Below are 18,476 nucleotides of genomic sequence, written 5' to 3'. Positions count from 1 at the left end.
GCAATCCGCTGTCTTTCAAACTTGATCGTGGATGCGACAGGTACTTAACATGTCAGGATCGGGAGGCTGATCCCCTCAGAAATATTGCTCAACATGCAACATTTTCGGACTTGTAGGTTCATCTCCCCCTAAATGTTGCACAAAATGCATCATTTTCGGATTTCAGAGCAAATTTCTCGCTAATTGATGCATAAAATGCAACATTTTCGAACCTCAGAGCAAATTTCTCGCTAATTGATGCATAAAATGCAACATTTATTGAATTTCTCTTCGACCGAACCTGCTACCTGGCCCAAATACCGGAGCGCTCGACCCACGCAAGGGCACGTTCCGTATCTTCGCCAAGCAATGTGATGTGTCCCATCTTGCGTTTCGGTTTGGCTTCGGCCTTGCCATAGAGATGAAGCTTGACGGCGAGGCCGTCCTCTTCCCGGTCCTGCTCGTTCAGCCAAGCTAAAGCCGGCTCGACATGCTCCCCGAGCAGATTGACCATCACCGCAGGTGTGATCAGCTCGGTGCTTCCCAGCGGAAGGCCGCAGATGGCGCGGACATGCTGCTCGAACTGCGAGGTACGGCAGGCTTCAATGGTATGATGCCCGGAATTGTGCGGGCGCGGGGCGAGCTCGTTCACGAAGAGCTCGCCCTCCGGCGTGAGGAACATCTCCACAGCCAGAAGACCGACCGCCTGCAAGCCATCCGCCAGCCTGATGGCCAGCTCTTCCGCTCTGCGGCTGATGGCTGCCGGAATCCGCGCCGGAGCGATGGACACGTGCAGGATGTTGTCCTTGTGGATGTTTTCGGCAGGCGGGAAAGCCTTCACTTCCCCGCGGGTGCTGCGTGCGGCAATCACGGACAGCTCCCGCTCGAAGCGAATGAACTTCTCCAGAACCAGCTCCGTTCCCGCAGCCTCCAGCTCGTGGAATGCGGCTCCCGCCTCTGCCTCGCTGCGGATGACCCGCTGTCCTTTGCCATCATAGCCGCCGGTAGCCGTCTTCAACACGACGGGCAGGCCAAACCGGCGGATCGCCTCAAGGACGTCCGCTTCACTCTGCACCTCTGCATAGGGGGCTACCGGCACTCCCGCCGCTTCAATGGCCCGCTTCTCGCGCAGCCGATGCTGGGTCGTATGCAGGAGCGCATGCCCTTGGGGCACGTACGACTCCTTCGCAAGCATCTCCGCGATGCCCGCGTCTACATTCTCAAACTCGTAAGTGATGACATGACTGACGCGGGCGAGTTCCCTCGCAGCCTCGGCGTCGTCGTATGCGGCCGTGATTTGGCGGTCCGCCGTCTGCCCCATCGGGGAATCCGCGGACGGCTCCAGCGTCACGAAGCGATACCCCATCGCGCGGCCCGCGATCGCCAGCATTCTCCCGAGCTGTCCGCCGCCCAAAACCCCGATGGTGCTGCCGGGAAGTATCCGCGGAGCAAGGGGCGATTTATCGGAGCTTGCCGCAGCGGGCTGCTGAGCGGCGACGGCTTTCGCGGCAGCATCGCCAGATGTTGCCGCCTTCGGCTGCTCAGCTGCGGCTCCTACGGACGGCTCGGTTGCACCCGCAGCCCCACCGGTGCGCTCTGCCTCGCCTTCGAGCGGCATCCGACCCGCCCCCGTTTCGTTCGGCATCACTGGTCGCCCTCCAATCCGAGCTTGTCGCTCGACTCCAACACCGTCGCCTTGATCCGCTCGCGGCGTTCGCTCACGCGCTGTCTGAGCTCGGGGTCGATCGTTCCGAGAATCTGCGCGGCGAGCAAGCCCGCGTTGACGGCTCCCGCCGTTCCGATAGCTACCGTAGCCACGGGAATGCCTCCCGGCATCTGGACGATAGACAACAGGGAGTCCAGCCCGTTCAGGGTGGACGTCTTCACCGGTACTCCGATGACCGGAAGAACGGTTTTGGCTGCCACCATTCCCGGCAGATGCGCCGCTCCGCCCGCTCCCGCGATGATGACGGCAAGTCCACGCTCCTCCGCCGTCTCTGCATACTGGAACATCAAGTCCGGCGTACGGTGCGCTGATACGACTTTCTTTTCATATGGGACTTGAAGCTCCTCCAGAATTCGACAGGCTTCCTTCATCGTCGCCCAATCGGACTCGCTGCCCATGATCACTCCGACACGTGCCGGCATAAGTGCCTAATCCCCTTTCTGCAAACAAAAAAGTCCAGCCTGGGTCACATAAGCCCTCAGCCGGACGAGAAAGAGCGCCTGGCCTTGCGCCGGAGCCAGTCCATAACGATACGGTCTGAATTCCATGCCAAAAAGCCAAAGCGGCGATCTTCCTCGTAGTCCAAAAATTTACGGTCTTTGGGTAGAGACTTTCGGGCCATATCCCCGATATTATACGAGAATCGTAATATCATCATTCATAGGCATATCATTGTCAGCGGACCGCTGCCATCAGCCAAAGCCGTGGAGCCGGAATTCCGCCGGTGAACATCTTTTTGCATATTTCGCTTTTCTATCTTACCAGCCGCAAGCAGGAGATGTCAACGAAAGACGAACATTATAAGTTTAAACATTCGTAAAGTTCGTATTTTCGTTACTTTTCCAAGCAAAAAACCTTCTTGTTGTGTTCAGCCTGTCCGGAATGGGTCATTCAGGGGTATAATGAAAGAAACCAACGAAGTCCGGAGGAGAGATCAACATGAAGATTGTCGTATTGGACGGCTACGCCCTGAACCCGGGCGATTTAAGCTGGGACGGGCTGTCTCGCTATGGAGAGGTAACCGTATATGACCGCACCCCTGCCGATCAAGTCATTGAGCGAGCGCTCGGTGCGGAGATTCTGCTGACGAATAAGACCGCGTTCCCTGCCTCCGTTCTGGAGCAGTTACCTGGACTGAGATACATCGGAGTGCTGGCTACCGGCTTCAACATCGTCGACACCGAAGCTGCCAAGCGGCTCGACATCTCCGTCACCAACGTGCCTGCTTACAGCACCGACTCCGTGGCTCAGCTCGTATTCGCCCTACTGCTCGAAGTTGCAAGCCGAGTCGGTCTGCATGATGAAGCGGTACATAACGGAGAATGGGTCGGCAGCACCGACTTTAGCTTTACGAAGGCGCCGCTTATGGAGCTTGCGGGCAAAACCATCGGGCTCGTCGGCTTTGGCAGCACGGGGCGTAAAGTCTCCGAGATCGCTCGCGCCTTCGGTATGCGAGTGCTGGCTTCCACAAGCGGACGCCGAAGCTATCCGGAGACGGAAGGAGTTTCCTTCGTTTCCCTGAATGAGCTGTTCGAACAGGCGGATATCGTCTCCCTGCATTGCCCACTCACACCCGAGACGAAGGATCTCGTCAACCGGGACAGCCTTGCCCGGATGAAGCCCGGAGCCATCCTCATCAATACTGCACGCGGCCCTGTCGTAAACGAGGCCGATCTGGCCGACGCGCTTAATCGCGGACACTTGCTTGGAGCCGGTGTTGACGTTCTCTCCACAGAGCCGCCTCAAGCGGACAACCCTCTGTTGAACGCCCGCAACTGCGTCATTACGCCTCACATCGCCTGGGCCACGAAGGAAGCACGAATTCGGCTCATGCAGATTACGACAAATAACGTCGGCGCTTATCTCCAAGGGACTCCGGTTCACGTGGTGAACGCGTAGCGCTTTGCCGCCGACAACCGGTATCGCCTCGTCTGTGCTAAGCTGAAAATCGCTAACTGACGAATTGGAACACTCTTCGCATAGACAACCGGTTACCCCTCGTCTATGCCACGCCTTCTACGAGATCGATAAACGACAAACGGGAACTCCTCCGATGCTGAGCGCTGGCCGGAAGAGTTCCCGTTTTATTCTGTTCGAGGCAAAGCCACTTCAAATTCCGCGCCTTCACCCGGGCGGCTCTTCACAGCAATCGTACCGCCATGAAGATCGACAATCTTCTTGACGATCGACAACCCGAGACCGTTGCCTTCCGTCGTGCGGTTCCGGGATTTATCACCGCGGTAAAAACGCTCGAATATCCGAAGCTGGTCGGCTTGAGGAATACCCGGGCCGGAATCGGCGATCTTCACGACAGCCTTCCTATCCATCCCTACCGTTCTCTCCTCTACGATCACGCGGATAGTTCCCCCAGAGGGAGTAAATTTTATCGCGTTGTGCAGCAGGTTGATCCAGACCTGGTCCAGGAATTGCTCGTCGCCCGATACCGTTAACGGGGCAAGCTCGACGTCCATCTCCTGCCCTTTGTCGAGCCACTGCGGTTCAAGGGTCAGAACCGCCTTGCGGATCTGACTATCAAGCCGGTAGGCGTGAATGTTGAGAACGGGACCGTCTCCCTCCAGCGTCGTCAGCCGCAGCAGATTGTCACCGAGTCTGGATAGGCGAATGCTCTCCGCTTCAATGATGCTCAAGTAATGCCGCCGTTCGGCTGGGCTAAGTCGGTCATCCTGAAGCGCAACCGCAAACCCGCGGATGGAGGTAAGCGGAGACTGGATCTCATGCGAAACCGTGGAGATGAACTCCTGCCGCATCCCCTCCACCTGCTTCAGCTCCTGAACCATCTCGTTAATGCTCTCGCGGAACTCCCGGAGCCGACCGTCCTCATCTCCCCGTTCCGGCAAAATCACATTGAAATCGCCGCGGGCGACGCGTCGAAGCGCTTCGTTGACTTCTTTCCACACCTCTCGTTTATTGGGACCGACAAAGAGATGAACGAGGAAGGCGCAGAGCATGAAGAGAAACATCCCGATCAAATCAGCGCCGAGGTAGGGGAGAAAGCTTCCTCTGTCCTCCAAGGGTCCGTATCCCGTCCAGCGGAGCACGAAGAAGCCGATTGTGAAGAATAGAGCGGACATCGTAATCAAGAAAAGCACGGTGCCGGATGCCCTGGCCGCTGCAACAAGCCGGGACGACTGCTTACTCATAGACGGCTTCCTCCAGCCTGTACCCTAGGCCGCGGACCGTGGTGATCCGCAGAGTCACACTCCAGTCGATCAGCCTCTCCCGAAGCCGGTTTATATGAACGTCCAGCGTTCGTTCATTTCCGTCAAAATCATATCCCCAGACCGTCTCGATCAACTGCTCGCGGGTGAGCGTACGGCCGAGATGGCTCGCCAAAAGAAAGAGCAGCTCGAATTCCTTCGGAGGAAGCTGCACGGGAGTTTGCCGCACGAGAAGACGATACGCCTGGCGGTCCAGCAGCAGCTCCGCTGCGCTCACTTGGCTGGAAGCCGCGATCCGGTAGCGCTTGAAGAGCGCCTTGACGCGGGCAGCCAGCTCCAGCGGGTCGAAGGGCTTCGCCAGATAATCATCCGCACCCAGCTCGAAGCCGCGCACCTTGTCAGCCGTCTGCCCCTTGGCCGTGAGGAGCAGGATAGGAATGTCATAGTCGCTGCGCAGCCGTCTGCATACCGTCCACCCATCCACTCGCGGCATCATGATATCGAGGACAGCCAGGTCGACTGGGTTGTCTTGCATCAGCTCCAATGCGGCTTGACCGTCTACGGCTTCGTATACCTTGAACCCTTCCTTTTCCAGGAACAGACGCACGAGCTCCCGGATATGCGGATCATCATCCGCGACGAGCACACTTGCCATTCGCTTCTCCTCCTCTCGCCTCTTCAGGATGCGGCAGTTCCGCCTATGCTTTACCTTCGCCGGTCGGTTCGATCAGCTCCATCTCCAGGAGCATAAGCTCCCTGGCATCGGCCATCACCAGCTTGAACACTTCCTCAAACTGCCGGTCCTCATCCGTTTGTTCCAGTGTAGCCGTCTGTGGCTCCATCCGCAATTGGCTGTCGGCAAACTCGCGGTACAGTGCATGGCTGACATACAACTCCTCGTGAGTCCCGGTTCCTGTCACGCGGCCCTTTTCGATGAAGATGATGGAATCGGCATCGATCACGGTAGACAGCCGATGGGCGATCACGAGGGTCGTCCGCCCTTTCATCAGGTTGGTCAGCGCCAGCTGGACCACCGTCTCCGAATGGCTGTCCAGGCTCGAGGTCGCTTCATCCAGCAGCAGAATGCGCGGATTGCGCAAGAGCGCCCGGGCGATGGCGATCCGCTGGCGCTGGCCGCCGGACAGCTTGATGCCGCGCTCGCCGACCTGAGTCGCGTACCCTTCCGGCAGCTCGGCGATGAATCCGTCCGCATAAGCCATCGCTGCCGCCTGTTCCATCTCCTCGTCCGAAACCTCGCGATCCAGGCCGTAGCAGAGGTTGTCTCGAATGGTTCCGGCCAGGAGCGGGCTTTCCTGCGAGACATAGCCGATCTGCTTCCGCCAAGTGGAGAGCGCAATATCGGCAATGTCTGTCTCTCCATAGCGGATCCGTCCCAAGCTCGGGGAATAGAAGCGTTCGAGCAGAGAGAAGAGCGTGGTTTTGCCGCCGCCGCTCGGGCCGACGATCGCCGTTACTTTTCCGGACTCGGCTTGAATCGTTATATCCTGAAGGATCGGCTCTTCCGGTTTGTACTCGAAGGTGATGTGCTCCAGGCTAAGCGTGCTTGCTTGCCCGTTTGCGAATTCTTGTTCTTGATGATGGCTTGATTCCATCGAAGGAGCAGTTACCGGGAGTTCTCTTTTCGACTGAACCGCTCTCTCCGGTTGTTCCGGGAGGCTCTTCTCTTCGGTAAGCGCGATCCCGTCCGCCGCTTCTTCGACTTCCTCCATAATCGCATTGATGCTGTCCGTCGCTCCGACGGCTTTTTGGAACTGGGTGAAAAATTGGGATATTTGCGTGATGGGCAGGATGATCTGGAACAAATACATGATGAACGCGACGAGCGAGCCTGCCGTCATCCTCCCGGAAGACACTTGAACGCCGCCAAAGCCGATCAACGCGACGAGCAGCACGACCATTAGAAACGAAATCAGTGGAGAGATCACCGCCGAGATGCGGGCTTCCTTCAACCCGAGGCGAAACAGTCGTTTGATGCGATCCGTGCCTTCCCCATATTCCGCCTGCTCGGCCCCCGATGCCTTGACGAGACGAATCTCCGTTACCACCCGGTTGACGACCGAGGTCAGCCCCGCCGTTTCCTCTTGAGTCGATTTGGAGATGCCGTACATTTTATAGCCGAGCGGTACCAGAATGACAGCCGCAAGCGGGAAAACCACCAGCATGAGCAGCGTCATCTGCCAGTTCATATAGAAGAGAATGGCGAGCGAGCCTACGATGGAGAGGATGCCGGTGAAAAAACCCGTAATCTGCTCGGTGATCAGTCCTTTGATGATCGCGGTGTCGTTGGTCAAGCGGCTGACGGTGTCCCCCGTCTGTTTGCTGTCGTAATACCCGACAGGGAGCCGGAGAAGCTTCGCCCAGAGCCGCTCGCGAATCGAAGAGACGATGCGGTTACCGCTGTAATGGAGCAGGTAGACCGAAACCGCTCCCGATACGGCTTGAGCGAGAAAAGCGAGGACGATTCCGACAATCTGCCCTCGGCCGAGCGAGCTCAACGAGAAGCCGTTGACGAGGTTCTTCGTGAACAGCGGGATTGTCAGACCGACCAGCGTGTTGATCAAACTGAGCAGAACGGCTGCCGTAAGCCATCCCTTCGGAGGATCGGAGTCGAGCAAAAAGCGTATAAAGCGGCGGACGCGGGTTTTATCTCGGCCAGCTTCTCCGGGATTGGGAATTTCATTTCTTTCCATGGTTCGGTTCACTCCTTAGTCTCGCGGAAAGCCGGGCATCTCGCGATTTTCTCTGTATTTGGTACACGATTCGTGCCTTCTGAGAAGAGCCTGGCGTCGTGGCTGAGGTTTCTGTTCTGTTAGGCCAATGCTGATTTTAAACGCCAAGAAACACAGCAACGCATTCAGTGTACCGGGTCCATGTAAACTCAATTTAAACAGCCCGCTCCCAAGACGGCTTAAAATCGATTCCATGAATCGAAGAATGCCAAAAAAGCCGCAGCATTGCGCCAACGGCTTTGAACCCGATCGGTTTAGTCTTGTCGGTTTAGTCTTGTCGGTTTAGTCTTGTCGGTTTAGTCATTCGTTCCGGTAAAACTCGTTGAGAGCGCGATATAACTTCCGGTATCGGGTATACAGCCGGTTGTAAGCCTCGTGCCGCTCCTCCGAGTAAGGAATGGGTGAGGAGACTCCAACGAGAGAAATAGCGGCGGTCTCAGCAGAAGAGAAACATCCACAGCCGACTCCAGCGAGTATCGCCGCCCCTACCGCAGAAGCATCCCGGTTGTTCAGGATGGAGATCTCCTTACCGAGCACATCGGCGATCATGCGGCACCAGACCGGATTGCGGCTGCCGCCGCCGCCGAGATGAACCCTCCGAACTTGGTATCCGCCAAGCTCGAATTGCTCCATGTTCTCCCGCACGTTGTAAGCCACCCCTTCCAGAACCGAATGCATCAGCAGAGCCGGGCTTTGCCCCGTCGATAACCCCAGCCAGGAAGCGCGGTCGTTTGGATCAAAATAAGGAGTGCCGCTGCCCATCAGAAACGGAAGAAACAGAAGTCCCTGGCTGCCCGGAGGAAATGGTTTCATCTGGCGAGTCCATTCATCGAGCCGGGCATAATCGTCATCCTGCATGGTCAGCTTGCCAGTGAGCATCCGATAGCACCAGTCTACGCCAAGGCCGCCGGTAAACACGCTCCCCATGCCATACATCAAACCCGTAATAGCAGAAGGATGAAAGGTCACGCTGCCGGTCATACAGGAGCTCGGACCTGCTGTCGGCAGTCCAGCTACCGGCATCACGACCTGGGCCGAAGTGCTGAGCGTAACCGCAAGCGTTCCCTCCTGCACCGCCCCTGTTCCAAGCTGGCTGCAGGCCATATCCGCCGCGCCGGCGACGACCGGCGTCCCCTCCGGAATACCGGTTAGGCGCGCCGCCTCCGCGCAAACCAATCCGACAACCACATCCGAATCGTAGATGTGGGGAAACCAATCCGGATTGAGGCCCAACTCGCTGATGAGGGTTCGATCCCACTCTCCCATCACCGGGTTATACAGCAAGCTATTGCCCGCATCGGTGCGATCGGTCCCGATGTCCCCCGTAAAGAGAAAGCGGACATAATCCTTGGGAAACATGATTTTCGCCGTCCGCGCCAGCAGATCGGGATGCCACTTTTTGATCCAGAGCAGCTTGGCCACGGCGAAGGCATCGACCGGCTCGTTGCCGGTCATCTCCACGAATCGCTGCCGATAGACATCGCGCAGAAAAGCGCTCTGCTCGTGCGACCGAGTATCTGCGATCAGAACGCTCGGCATCAAGGGAACGTCCGCATCGTCAAGCAACACCGGCGCACTCATATGCCCCGAGAAGGACAGAGCGGCAATCCTCGCTCCACCCAGCCGCTCCATACAGTCTCTTACCGCCATCGCCGACGCCTTTCCCCATTCCTCTGGCTCCTGCTCCACCCAACCTGAGCGCGGTGAATGCGTAACCGATAAAGCCGATGCGGAAGAGCGAATCTCCCCCTTCGCCGTCATCGCAACGACTTTAACCGCCGTCGATCCGATGTCGACCCCCATCAGCAGCGATTCCATCCTTCAGCACCTCCTTCATCTTTCATATCGTTAACCCGGGTTTACAGATGCTTGATCCTCTGCCGATACTGCTTGATATATTCTTCATTCTGCTCCGCTCCACCCGGAATATTACCGCTGACATAGACTGGCGGCTTTATCCCAAGCTCCACCAGCTTCTGTGCCGCGCCGGTCATGACCATATTCAGAATGATGCTGCCGATGATGGTGGAGCCCGATGCCATTTTCATCGAAGTACCGGGTATTTGAACCAATGCGTCCCCGTGCGGCAAATGATTGTTGATCACAAGATCAGCCAAATCATGAAGCTGTTGTCCGGAAGGATGGCGCGAAGGGTCTTCGAAATAAGAAGAGGAACATAAGGCGATCACCTTCAGCCCCTTCGCCTTCGCCGCTTGCGCCATCTCAATCGGCAGGCTGTTGATGCCCGAATTGGAGATCACGATCATGACCTCGCCAGCCGTCACCGAATAATTAGCGAGAATATGTTCGGCGTACCCCTGCATGCGCTCAATCTTTGAGCTTTTTACCGCGCCTTCATGAAGCATGAGGCTCGTCTCGAAGATCGCGTTAATCGGTACCATTCCACCGGCTCGATAGAAAAAATCCTCCACCAGCAAATGCGAGTGGCCGCAGCCGAACAAATGAACCAGTCCGCCTGAGGCGATGGTATCGGCCACCCAATCCGCCGCTGTATCGATCGACGTCTTCTCTTCTTCCTCTATGACCTGTATCTGCTGCTTAATGCGCTGGACAAAGTCATCTGCAAGTCTAGTCATGGATGATGCCCTCCCCGTTGTTGTATCCGGTCTTCTCTGGATGCATGGGCTTGCCATCCACCCGAAACATCCAGCTCCCCACTGCTCCTTTTCCATCATGCACGTTTTCTTCCTCATCAGCCCCGTTGCTATTTCACTGCCCCCGCCGTCAAACCTCTCACGAAGAACCGACCGACAAAGGCGAAGAAAACAACAACTGGAAGCAAGGTCAAGACAGCACCGGCAGTGGTCCAGCCCCAACGCACCGTATACTGCCCCATGATGGCATTCAGCCCGATCGGCAGCGTACGCAGCGACTCGCTTGAGATCAGAACGGAAGAGAAAGCGAACTCCGTCCAGGACGTGATGAACGCATAGATCGAGATCGTGGCGATACCGGGGCCGATCAGCGGAAGAATGATCTGCAGCAGCGTTCTCATTCGTCCCGCTCCGTCGATGGCGGCCGCTTCATCAAGCGCAATCGGAACGGAGTCGAAGAAGCCCTGCATCAGCCATACAGAAAACGGAGCCGCAAACGTCACATTGATCACGATCAATCCCCACAGGGAGTTCACCAGATGGATCGACGACATCATTTGATAGACTGGCACCAGGAGCAGTGTGCCCGGAAAAATATACGTCGCTAGAATAAGCCGAGATACCAGGAGCCTTCCGGGGAATTTCATCCGGTACAGGGCATACCCGGCGGGAATCACGATCAGGCCAGAACAGAGCATGGTTCCCAAAGCGACCAGGATGCTGTTGGATAAATTCGTTAGATAGGAGGTTTGCTCCAGCAATTCCCGATAATGCTGTAAGGTGAGCGCCCTTGGAAACAGGTCCGGCTTCAGAATCTGGTCTGCGGGCTTGAGAGAAGAAGCAATCACCCAGTAAAACGGAAACACAATCAGAAATGCAATCAGAATCCCGAAAAAGGATCGGATGGCTTTCACGTCGTTCACCTGCTTTCCAAATGGAATATCCGAGCGTATCGTTCAATGTTCCTTCGGAGTTCCGAACTTGATGAACCCTATGACGAAGAGGATCAGGAAGAATGCGGTGACGATAGAGGTTGCCGAGGCTTTTCCGATCTGAAACGACTCGAACGCCTGCTGATAAATGTACACCGGAACGGTCGTCGTAGCTCCAGCCGGTCCGCCGCTGGTCAGAATATAGATCGTATCGAATATGTTAAACGACCATAGTGTGCCGACGATGCCAAGCGCAAACGTAATAGGCCCGAGCGAAGGAAACGTGATTTTCCAGAACTGCTGCCATTTGTTTGCACCATCCACGTCGGCGGCCTCATAGATTTCGTGTGAAATCGTCGACAGTCCCGCCAGCACGATCACCGCCATGAAGGGGAACCAGTGCCAGGTATTGATGAAGATCGTGACGGGAAGCGACCAGGTGGAGTCTCCGATCAGATTGATCGGCTTGTCGATCAGATTCAGTGAAAGCAGCGCATGATTGAAAATCCCGTAAGAGCCGTTGAAGATCCACTGCCAGAAGATACCCACGACGATGGTTGGAATGACCCAAGGGATGATCATCCAGGTTCTCGCCCAGTTGGAAAAACGAGAGGGCTTGTTCAACAGCAAGGCGACGGCAAAAGCGAGCAGCGTCTGAGCGATACTGTTGCCCAGCACCCAAATCAGACTTTTCTTCCAGGCATTCCAGTACGAAGGGGAGGTCAATGTATTCTTGTAATTGTCAAACCCGACATACGTGCCTTTGGTGCCGACAAATCCTGTATTGTAAAAGCTTTCTTTGATCACACTGACCAAAGGAAAAAAGATCGTGACCACAATCCAGATGACAATGGGTGCGACGAGCAGGTAGGGCAGCAATCTGCCAAACCCTTTATTTTTGCCCAGGACCTCCATGTTCTCACTCCTCCAAATGCCCGCTTGCACTCGATGATTGGATAAAAGAGGCGGGAACGCCGTTCCCGCCCGAAAGTGAACCGCTTGTTCTATAGCGTGTTTGTTATTTTACCGCTTCTTCAATCTGGGCTTGTCCCCATTTGACGGCATCCGCTGCCGACATCCCCTTGCTTGTCATTTGCTCCAGCGTTTGGGCGATATAGTTCGGTCCGGCTACCTTTCCGATTTTGCTGGCTACGCCGTCCGTGAATCCGAACAGAGCGCCTTTGCCTGCGGCATCGATCAAGACTTGAACCTGGGATTTGTATTTGCTGATCACCGGATCATTCCAGAAGCTATCCGCCTTGCTTCCATCCTCCGTTACCGGCAGGAACAGTCCCGGTTCGGCATTGACAAACTTCCCGTAGGTTTCCGGTTCAAAGAGGAATTCGAAGAATTTCTTGATCGCTTCTTTTTTCGCTTCATCCTTCGTCAGCACCATAATGCCGTTGGAGTAATAAATGCTGCCTGCCTCGCCGCCGTCGGCAACCGGCATCGGGACAACTCCCAAATCGCTGGCCGGACGACCGGATTCGGATTCGAACGTAGAAAGGTACTGCCCTTTTTCAATGGCCATAGCGGCTTTGCCCGCGTTAAACTGCGCTTGCGGTTCTCCCCACGTGTAGGTGTTGCTGTCCGGCGGAGAGAATTTGAGCAGATCGCTGTACATTTGATAAGCCTTCACGGTTTTCTCATTGTCGAAGGTCACTTGATTGCTGCCGTTGATAATTGACTTAGCGCCGCCTGTAACGAGAAAGCTGTACAGCACTTGGTCGGTTGCCATCGATTTGGACGCCGGTAAGGCAATCCCGTAGGTATTCCCGTTGGTGAGCTTCTCAGCGTCCGTCTTTAGCTCGTCCCAAGTGGAGGGCGGCTGAAGACCGGCGGCGGAGAACAGATCCTTGCGGTACCACAGAGCCTGGACCATGCCGTATACCGGAACCGCCCAGGTATGGTCTTCATACTGATAAGGAGTCAAGGAAGTGGCCTGAAATTTATGAGTGGCATTGATCGAATTGATAATGTCGTCGACAGGCTGAACCACGCCTAGTTCCTTGATCAGCGTTGTGTAGTCAGGAATCGTGAAAAGAAGATCGGGACCGTTGCCAGCCTGTATGGCGGCCGGGAATTTCGAATACGCGTCATCCCAGCTCTGCACCTGCGGCGTAATCTTGATGTCCGGATTCGCAGCGTTGAAGGCATCGACAATTTCCTTGAAACGAGCCACCCGGTTAGGCGGCTCCTCCATGTGCCAGAGGGTAAGCTCCGTCACTTTGCCGCTTGCGGGAGCGCTGCTGTTCTCTGCACTGCCTGTCTTGGTTCCGCCGGATGAACAAGCCGCCAGCACGATTTGCATCGCAGCAAGCATTCCAGCCAAGACAACCCAACCTCTTGATCTCTTCTTCATCTTCTACTCCACTCCCGTTTCAGTAAATTTATCGCTGCGGTCATGCCTTTGGTGTCATGGACCGTTTCGACTACGGTGACAAAAGCTTAAAATCTCTAGCTTAAACGGTATCGGCGCCATGCAACGATCCAAATCCGCAACCGCGGTAACGGGATCATTCAGCCACGAGAAATATACAATACCTGGGTACAGTATAATAATTTGTCCAAAAGCTATTATCCTCTCTCCAGAATCAACACTCGGATGCCAGACCTTCTGCAAAGTGCGGTTCGCGCTAGACAACGTCTCTACGAATTTAATCGTGCTGTGCTCCGGATTCGAATCATTCGGATGGACAGGTCCGGAAGCGGTCCGATCAAACGAGCTTGCCCCACCCGTATTCCTCAAGGTATTCTTTGGACTCTTCGGCAACCCGGTCGAAATCCGTCATGCTGACACCTGAAGGATCGCCCACTCCGTACAAGCCTCCGGTTTGAAATCCTTCCCACTCCACGGAGTTAAAGTGCTTATAGCCGACTTCCTTGAGCGCTTCTGCCATTTCGCGGAAGTCTACGAACCCCGCACCCAGCCAAACATGCTGCGATTGCATAATATTCGGAAAGCCAACCTCGTCTTTCACATGGGTGACCCGAATCCGGTCTCCGAGCTTCCGGATCGCTTCCTTGATGGGCATTTTTGGCTTAACTGTCGTATAGAATGTCCCTACGTCTACACAGGCATACACATTGCTGCGATCTACCAGCTCAAAGAGCTTCAGCATATCTTCAATATTGTTGATCAGGGTTCCTTGGATCAGCTCAATGCTGACGTCAATGTTTCTGGCGGCCGCGTAATCCGCCACCTCTTGGGTTGCCGTAACAACCTGCCTCCACGCTTCCTTGCGGGTCATCAAATTATAGAGAGGCGGATCGTAATAGCCATCTCCAATCAACGTCACCACTGTTCCGGCTCCCATATCGGATGCCGCATCAATCGCTCTCTTAAATTTGGCAATACCGTTCTCGCGGTCGAAATATCGGGGAGTAACGAACGTGGTATGGCAGCCGATGGAGGAGAAGGCTAAGCCTGTCTCATCCATCGCCTTGCGGATCTTTTTGACTTCGGCATCATAATCATGAGGCCGGATTTCCTGAATCTTGGGATAGATGACGTCAAATCCTTCGTAGCCGTAAGAAGCAATTTTGCGAATGCACCAGTCGAGAGGTTTGTCTCCCCAAGAATTCCAAGCGGGACCGGCAATCTCCAATCTGCCCCAGGGCATGTTCGGCCAGATTTCAAACGACAATTTCAAATGATCGGTCATCATGCAAGCCTCCCTCGATGCGTTTAGACTTTCATCTCAATAGAGAACTTATAACGGTCTCCGCGATACAGGGACCTGACATATTCAACGGGACGGTTGGACCCTTCCGTAAATGTCGTGCGCTCGATCAGCATCACCGGATCATGCTGCCCGATGTCCAGTATGCCTGCTTCATCCTGTCGAGCCGTAGAGACTTCAATCGTCTGCAAAGCCTTTACCAGCTTCAACCCGCAAATGTCTTCGAGCATTTGGTAGAGAGAGGCGTTCTCCATGTTCATTTCATAGAGGCCATGAGCCAGCTCGTAGACTAGATAAGATCTTTCCAAGGCTAGCGGTTCCCCGTTCGCCGTTCGCACCCGCACCAGCTCGATCACCTGCTCGCCTTCGGGGATTTGCAGCTGCATGCTGATCGGCTTGCTGGCTGGAATCACCTCCATGCTCACCACCTGCGCTCCCGGTGCAAGACCGCGGCTATGCATATCTGAGCTGAAATTGGTCAGCTTCGTCAGCGGCTGCTCGATCTTCGGCATAGCAACAAAGGTCCCCACTCCGCGTTGACGGTAAAGCAGCCCTTCCTGAACCAGTTCATTAATGGCCTGACGAACCGTCAGTCGATTGATTTCGAATTGCTCCGATAGTTCCCGTTCGGAAGGAATCATCTCGTCCACTTTGTAGACATTCGAACCAATCTGATTTTTCAGGTATTCTTTGACCTGATGATAGAGCGGAACAATGCTCGTTTTATCCACCGCTCTATAGCTTTTATTCATGCACCCTCACCCCTCTCCAGGTTTTGGACTAGATGGATAGTTGTCTATACCAGTTGATGTGTTAATTATAGTAACGTCTATTTCTTACGTCAATCACCAATTTTAGAATAATGATAGATAAATCGCTTTCATATAAAAGTTTATCTATTTTGATGTCATGTTATATAACGTAATTTCCATATGTACACTTCCGACCATAAATTTCCCTTGGAGACTCGTGGAATTCTCTCCTTAAAGATCCTTACCCCAAGCAAACTTTCGATTCGATTAATCTTCTTTCCTAAAAATAGACCTCCGACTCCGAAGTGTACGAACCTCCCGTATGAGATTTCGAACGATGGTAGTAGGGCATTCGGCACCCCGTGAGGTTCCCCACGCGAAGTGAGACAGTGCGTGATGGCTGTCAACCAAACAAAACAGCCTTGGTTCGATGAAATTTCGAACCAAGGCTGCATCTCTTTCATATACCCTGTCAAGCTTGACTGGGAACAGCTTAGGGCATATAGCTATGCCTCAAAGCTCAATCTTTGCTCAGCGACTCGTGAATCGCTTTGGCAGCTTTCTTCCCCGCGCCCATGGCGAGAATGACGGTCGCGGCGCCGGTGACGGCGTCTCCTCCGGCATAGACGCCGGCTTTGCTTGTCTCCATGGTCTCTTCCTCAACGATGATGCCGCCCCAACGCTGAATATCGAGGCCGGGTGTCGTCTGGCGAATGAGCGGGTTCGGGCTCTGCCCGATGGCGATAATGACGGTATCGAGCTCAAGCACGAACTCGCTGCCCGCCTTCTCGCGGGGGCTTCGGCGGCCGGAAGCATCCGGTTCGCCCAGCTCCATCTCCACGCATTCCATGCCCGTCACCCACACGCCGTCTCCCAGAATCCGTTTCGGATTGGCAAGCAGCCGAAACTGGATTCCCTCCTCCTGGGCGTGGTGAATCTCTTCCACACGCGCCGGAAGCTCCTCCATCCCACGCCGGTAGACGATGCTCACTTCCTCGGCTCCGAGCCGGAGCGCAGTCCGGGCCGCGTCCATCGCCACGTTGCCGCCGCCGACCACCGCAACTCGCTTGCCCGTCTTGACGGGCGTCGGGTTGCGCGGATAGTCGTAGGCGCGCATCAGGTTGACGCGGGTCAGGAACTCATTGGCAGAATAGACGCCGTTCAGATTCTCGCCGTCGATTCCCATGAACCGAGGAAGCCCGGCTCCGCTGCCCACGAATACCGCCTCGAAGCCGTCCGCAAACAGCTCATCGACCGTAATCGAGCGACCCACCACCACGTTCTTATGGATGGTCACGCCAAGCTCAGCGATCTTCTCGATCTCTTCTTCCACGAGCGATTTGGGCAGACGGAACTCAGGAATGCCGTAAGTAAGCACTCCGCCAAGCGCATGGAGGGCTTCGAAGATCGTCACCTCGTAGCCCAGCTTGCCCAGGTCCCCCGCGCAGCTGAGGCCCGCAGGCCCGCCGCCGACCACCGCGACCTTGTGGCCGTTCGAGATCGGCTTCGCGCCTCCCGCGACTCCGGAACGGAGGGCGTAATCCGCCGCGAAGCGCTCCAGTCGCCCGATGGCGACCGGCTCGCCTTTTTTGCCGCGCACGCATTCGCCCTCGCATTGGTTCTCCTGCGGACAAACGCGGCCGCAAATGGCGGGCAGGCTGTTCTCCGTCACGATCGTTCGATACGCCGCTTCGAAATCTCCGGCCGCGACGGACTTAATGAACTCGGGAATCGGAACGCTGACGGGACAGCCGTTCACGCACGGCTTATGCCGGCATTGCAGGCAGCGTTCAGCTTCCTCCATCGCTAGCCTCGGGCTGTACCCGAGGGCAACCTCTTCAAAATTGCGAGCTCTCACAACAGGAGGCTGCTCCGGCATCCGCACCTTCTCTTTCGTCATGTTTGCCATACGGTCAACCCTCCTGCTCGATCAAGCATAGATGCTCTTCCATATCCTTATACATGCCCTGGCGGCGGATGCATTCATCGAAATCCACCTTCCAGCCGTCAAAATCAGGTCCGTCCACGCAGGCGAACATCGTTTCTCCGCCTACGGTAACGCGACAGCCGCCGCACATGCCGGTTCCGTCGATCATGATCGGATTGAGCGATACCCCGGTCGGAATGCCCCGCTCCTTCGTGATGCCCACAACCGCTTTCATCATCGGCAACGGCCCGATGCAAATGACTTCGTCATACTCTTTGCCTTCGGCAAGAAGCTTGTTCAGAACATCCGTGACAAACCCTTTCGTTCCTAAACTGCCGTCATTCGTCGCGATATGCACCTCATCGGCAAACGCGCGGAAGTCTTGCTCCAGAATGACAAATTCGCTGCTGCGGCCTCCGAGCACAACGTCGACATTCGCGCCAAGCTCCTTCAGCTTGCGAATCTGCGGATACAGCGGCGCCGCTCCGACCCCGCCACCGATGCCAAGCACCCGCCGCTTCGGCTCGAGATCCGCCGGACGCCCGAGCGGGCCGGCGAAATCGGAGAGGGAATCATCCGCCTGCAAGAGTGACAATTGGCGCGTGGTGAAGCCTACAACCTGATAGATGATCGTGACGGTTTCCCGCTCACGGTCGTAATCGGCAATCGTCAGCGGAATGCGTTCTCCGCCTTCATGGACCCGAACCATGACGAACTGGCCGGGCTCGCATTTTCTCGCAACAAACGGTGCATGGACCACCATGCGTTCTACGGTGTCATTTAATCGATCTTTTTGTAGGATGCAGTACATAGCTCGGTCTCCTAACCCTTTCTAGCATGACTTCATTATATCGGGTGAGGAAAAAGCTGTGGACGGCTAATGTTGACTTTTTGATGAAGTTTCGGGTTAAGCAGACCGCTATGCCGATAGGC

The 18,476-nt window shown here is 55.6% G+C and carries 15 protein-coding genes and 1 riboswitch; of the genes, 1 reads left to right on the top strand and 14 read right to left on the bottom strand.

Annotated features, from left to right (window positions below; translation table 11 throughout):
• Window positions 1–283: 283 nt before the first annotated feature.
• Both purK and purE read right to left on the bottom strand, forming a co-directional pair.
• Window positions 284–1,624: a 5-(carboxyamino)imidazole ribonucleotide synthase gene (gene purK / locus BN2684_RS14270; RefSeq protein WP_108722219.1), complete on the bottom strand. Its 1,341-nt coding sequence runs from the start codon at window positions 1,622–1,624 to the stop codon at window positions 284–286.
• Window positions 1,624–2,127 (bottom strand): 5-(carboxyamino)imidazole ribonucleotide mutase, encoded by a 504-nt coding sequence (gene purE, locus BN2684_RS14265; protein WP_058302844.1) that lies wholly within the window; start codon window positions 2,125–2,127, stop codon window positions 1,624–1,626. Before purE ends, purK begins: the two co-directional genes overlap by 1 nt.
• Window positions 2,128–2,263: 136 nt before the next feature.
• Window positions 2,264–2,365: riboswitch (purine riboswitch) on the bottom strand.
• Window positions 2,366–2,644: 279 nt separating this feature from the next.
• Between purE and BN2684_RS14260 the strand changes: the two genes are divergently transcribed.
• Window positions 2,645–3,604, top strand: coding sequence for a D-2-hydroxyacid dehydrogenase (locus BN2684_RS14260; RefSeq protein WP_058302843.1), 960 nt, complete (start codon window positions 2,645–2,647; stop codon window positions 3,602–3,604).
• A gap of 185 nt (window positions 3,605–3,789) precedes the next feature.
• Here the strand turns inward: BN2684_RS14260 and BN2684_RS14255 are convergent, their stop codons facing one another.
• The 12 genes from BN2684_RS14255 to BN2684_RS14200 all read right to left on the bottom strand — a co-directional run bounded on the left by BN2684_RS14255 (window position 3,790) and on the right by BN2684_RS14200 (window position 18,354).
• Window positions 3,790–4,866: a sensor histidine kinase gene (locus BN2684_RS14255; protein ID WP_058302842.1), complete on the bottom strand. Its 1,077-nt coding sequence runs from the start codon at window positions 4,864–4,866 to the stop codon at window positions 3,790–3,792.
• Window positions 4,859–5,539, bottom strand: coding sequence for a response regulator transcription factor (locus BN2684_RS14250; RefSeq protein ID WP_058302841.1), 681 nt, complete (start codon window positions 5,537–5,539; stop codon window positions 4,859–4,861). The genes BN2684_RS14255 and BN2684_RS14250 overlap by 8 nt, the downstream gene beginning before the upstream one ends.
• A 43-nt stretch (window positions 5,540–5,582) precedes the next feature.
• Entirely contained in the window at window positions 5,583–7,595 is a 2,013-nt protein-coding gene (locus BN2684_RS14245) for an ABC transporter ATP-binding protein (RefSeq protein ID WP_082651980.1), read from the bottom strand.
• A gap of 339 nt (window positions 7,596–7,934) precedes the next feature.
• Window positions 7,935–9,452 carry a xylulokinase gene (locus BN2684_RS14240; protein WP_058302840.1) on the bottom strand — a complete coding sequence of 506 codons (1,518 nt, stop codon included), beginning with the start codon at window positions 9,450–9,452 and terminating at the stop codon, window positions 7,935–7,937.
• Window positions 9,453–9,493: 41 nt separating this feature from the next.
• Window positions 9,494–10,231: a sugar isomerase domain-containing protein gene (locus tag BN2684_RS14235; protein ID WP_058302839.1), complete on the bottom strand. Its 738-nt coding sequence runs from the start codon at window positions 10,229–10,231 to the stop codon at window positions 9,494–9,496.
• A gap of 128 nt (window positions 10,232–10,359) precedes the next feature.
• Window positions 10,360–11,163, bottom strand: coding sequence for a carbohydrate ABC transporter permease (locus BN2684_RS14230; RefSeq protein WP_058302838.1), 804 nt, complete (start codon window positions 11,161–11,163; stop codon window positions 10,360–10,362).
• 42 nt (window positions 11,164–11,205) lie between these two features.
• Complete coding sequence (locus tag BN2684_RS14225) at window positions 11,206–12,096, bottom strand: carbohydrate ABC transporter permease (protein WP_058302837.1); 891 nt, start codon at window positions 12,094–12,096, stop codon at window positions 11,206–11,208.
• A gap of 103 nt (window positions 12,097–12,199) precedes the next feature.
• Window positions 12,200–13,543: an ABC transporter substrate-binding protein gene (locus BN2684_RS14220; protein WP_082651977.1), complete on the bottom strand. Its 1,344-nt coding sequence runs from the start codon at window positions 13,541–13,543 to the stop codon at window positions 12,200–12,202.
• Between the two features lie 355 nt (window positions 13,544–13,898).
• On the bottom strand, window positions 13,899–14,846 hold the full coding sequence (locus BN2684_RS14215) for a sugar phosphate isomerase/epimerase family protein (protein WP_058302835.1): 948 nt from the start codon (window positions 14,844–14,846) through the stop codon (window positions 13,899–13,901).
• Window positions 14,847–14,869: 23 nt separating this feature from the next.
• On the bottom strand, window positions 14,870–15,616 hold the full coding sequence (locus BN2684_RS14210; RefSeq protein WP_058302834.1) for a GntR family transcriptional regulator: 747 nt from the start codon (window positions 15,614–15,616) through the stop codon (window positions 14,870–14,872).
• 520 nt (window positions 15,617–16,136) lie between these two features.
• The gene (gltA, locus tag BN2684_RS14205; protein ID WP_058302833.1) at window positions 16,137–17,525 is read right to left on the bottom strand and encodes an NADPH-dependent glutamate synthase; all 1,389 of its coding nucleotides are present in this window, start codon (window positions 17,523–17,525) and stop codon (window positions 16,137–16,139) included.
• 4 nt (window positions 17,526–17,529) lie between these two features.
• Window positions 17,530–18,354, bottom strand: a complete 825-nt coding sequence (locus tag BN2684_RS14200; RefSeq protein ID WP_058302832.1) for a sulfide/dihydroorotate dehydrogenase-like FAD/NAD-binding protein — start codon at window positions 18,352–18,354, stop codon at window positions 17,530–17,532.
• Window positions 18,355–18,476: the final 122 nt, after the last annotated feature.

The sequence above is a fragment of the Gorillibacterium timonense genome, assembly GCF_001457415.1.
GTDB classification, from domain to species: Bacteria; Bacillota; Bacilli; order Paenibacillales; family NBRC-103111; genus Gorillibacterium; species Gorillibacterium timonense.
Note: the sequence above shows the minus strand (reverse complement) of the source record. Positions and strands in the feature narration are given on the sequence as shown.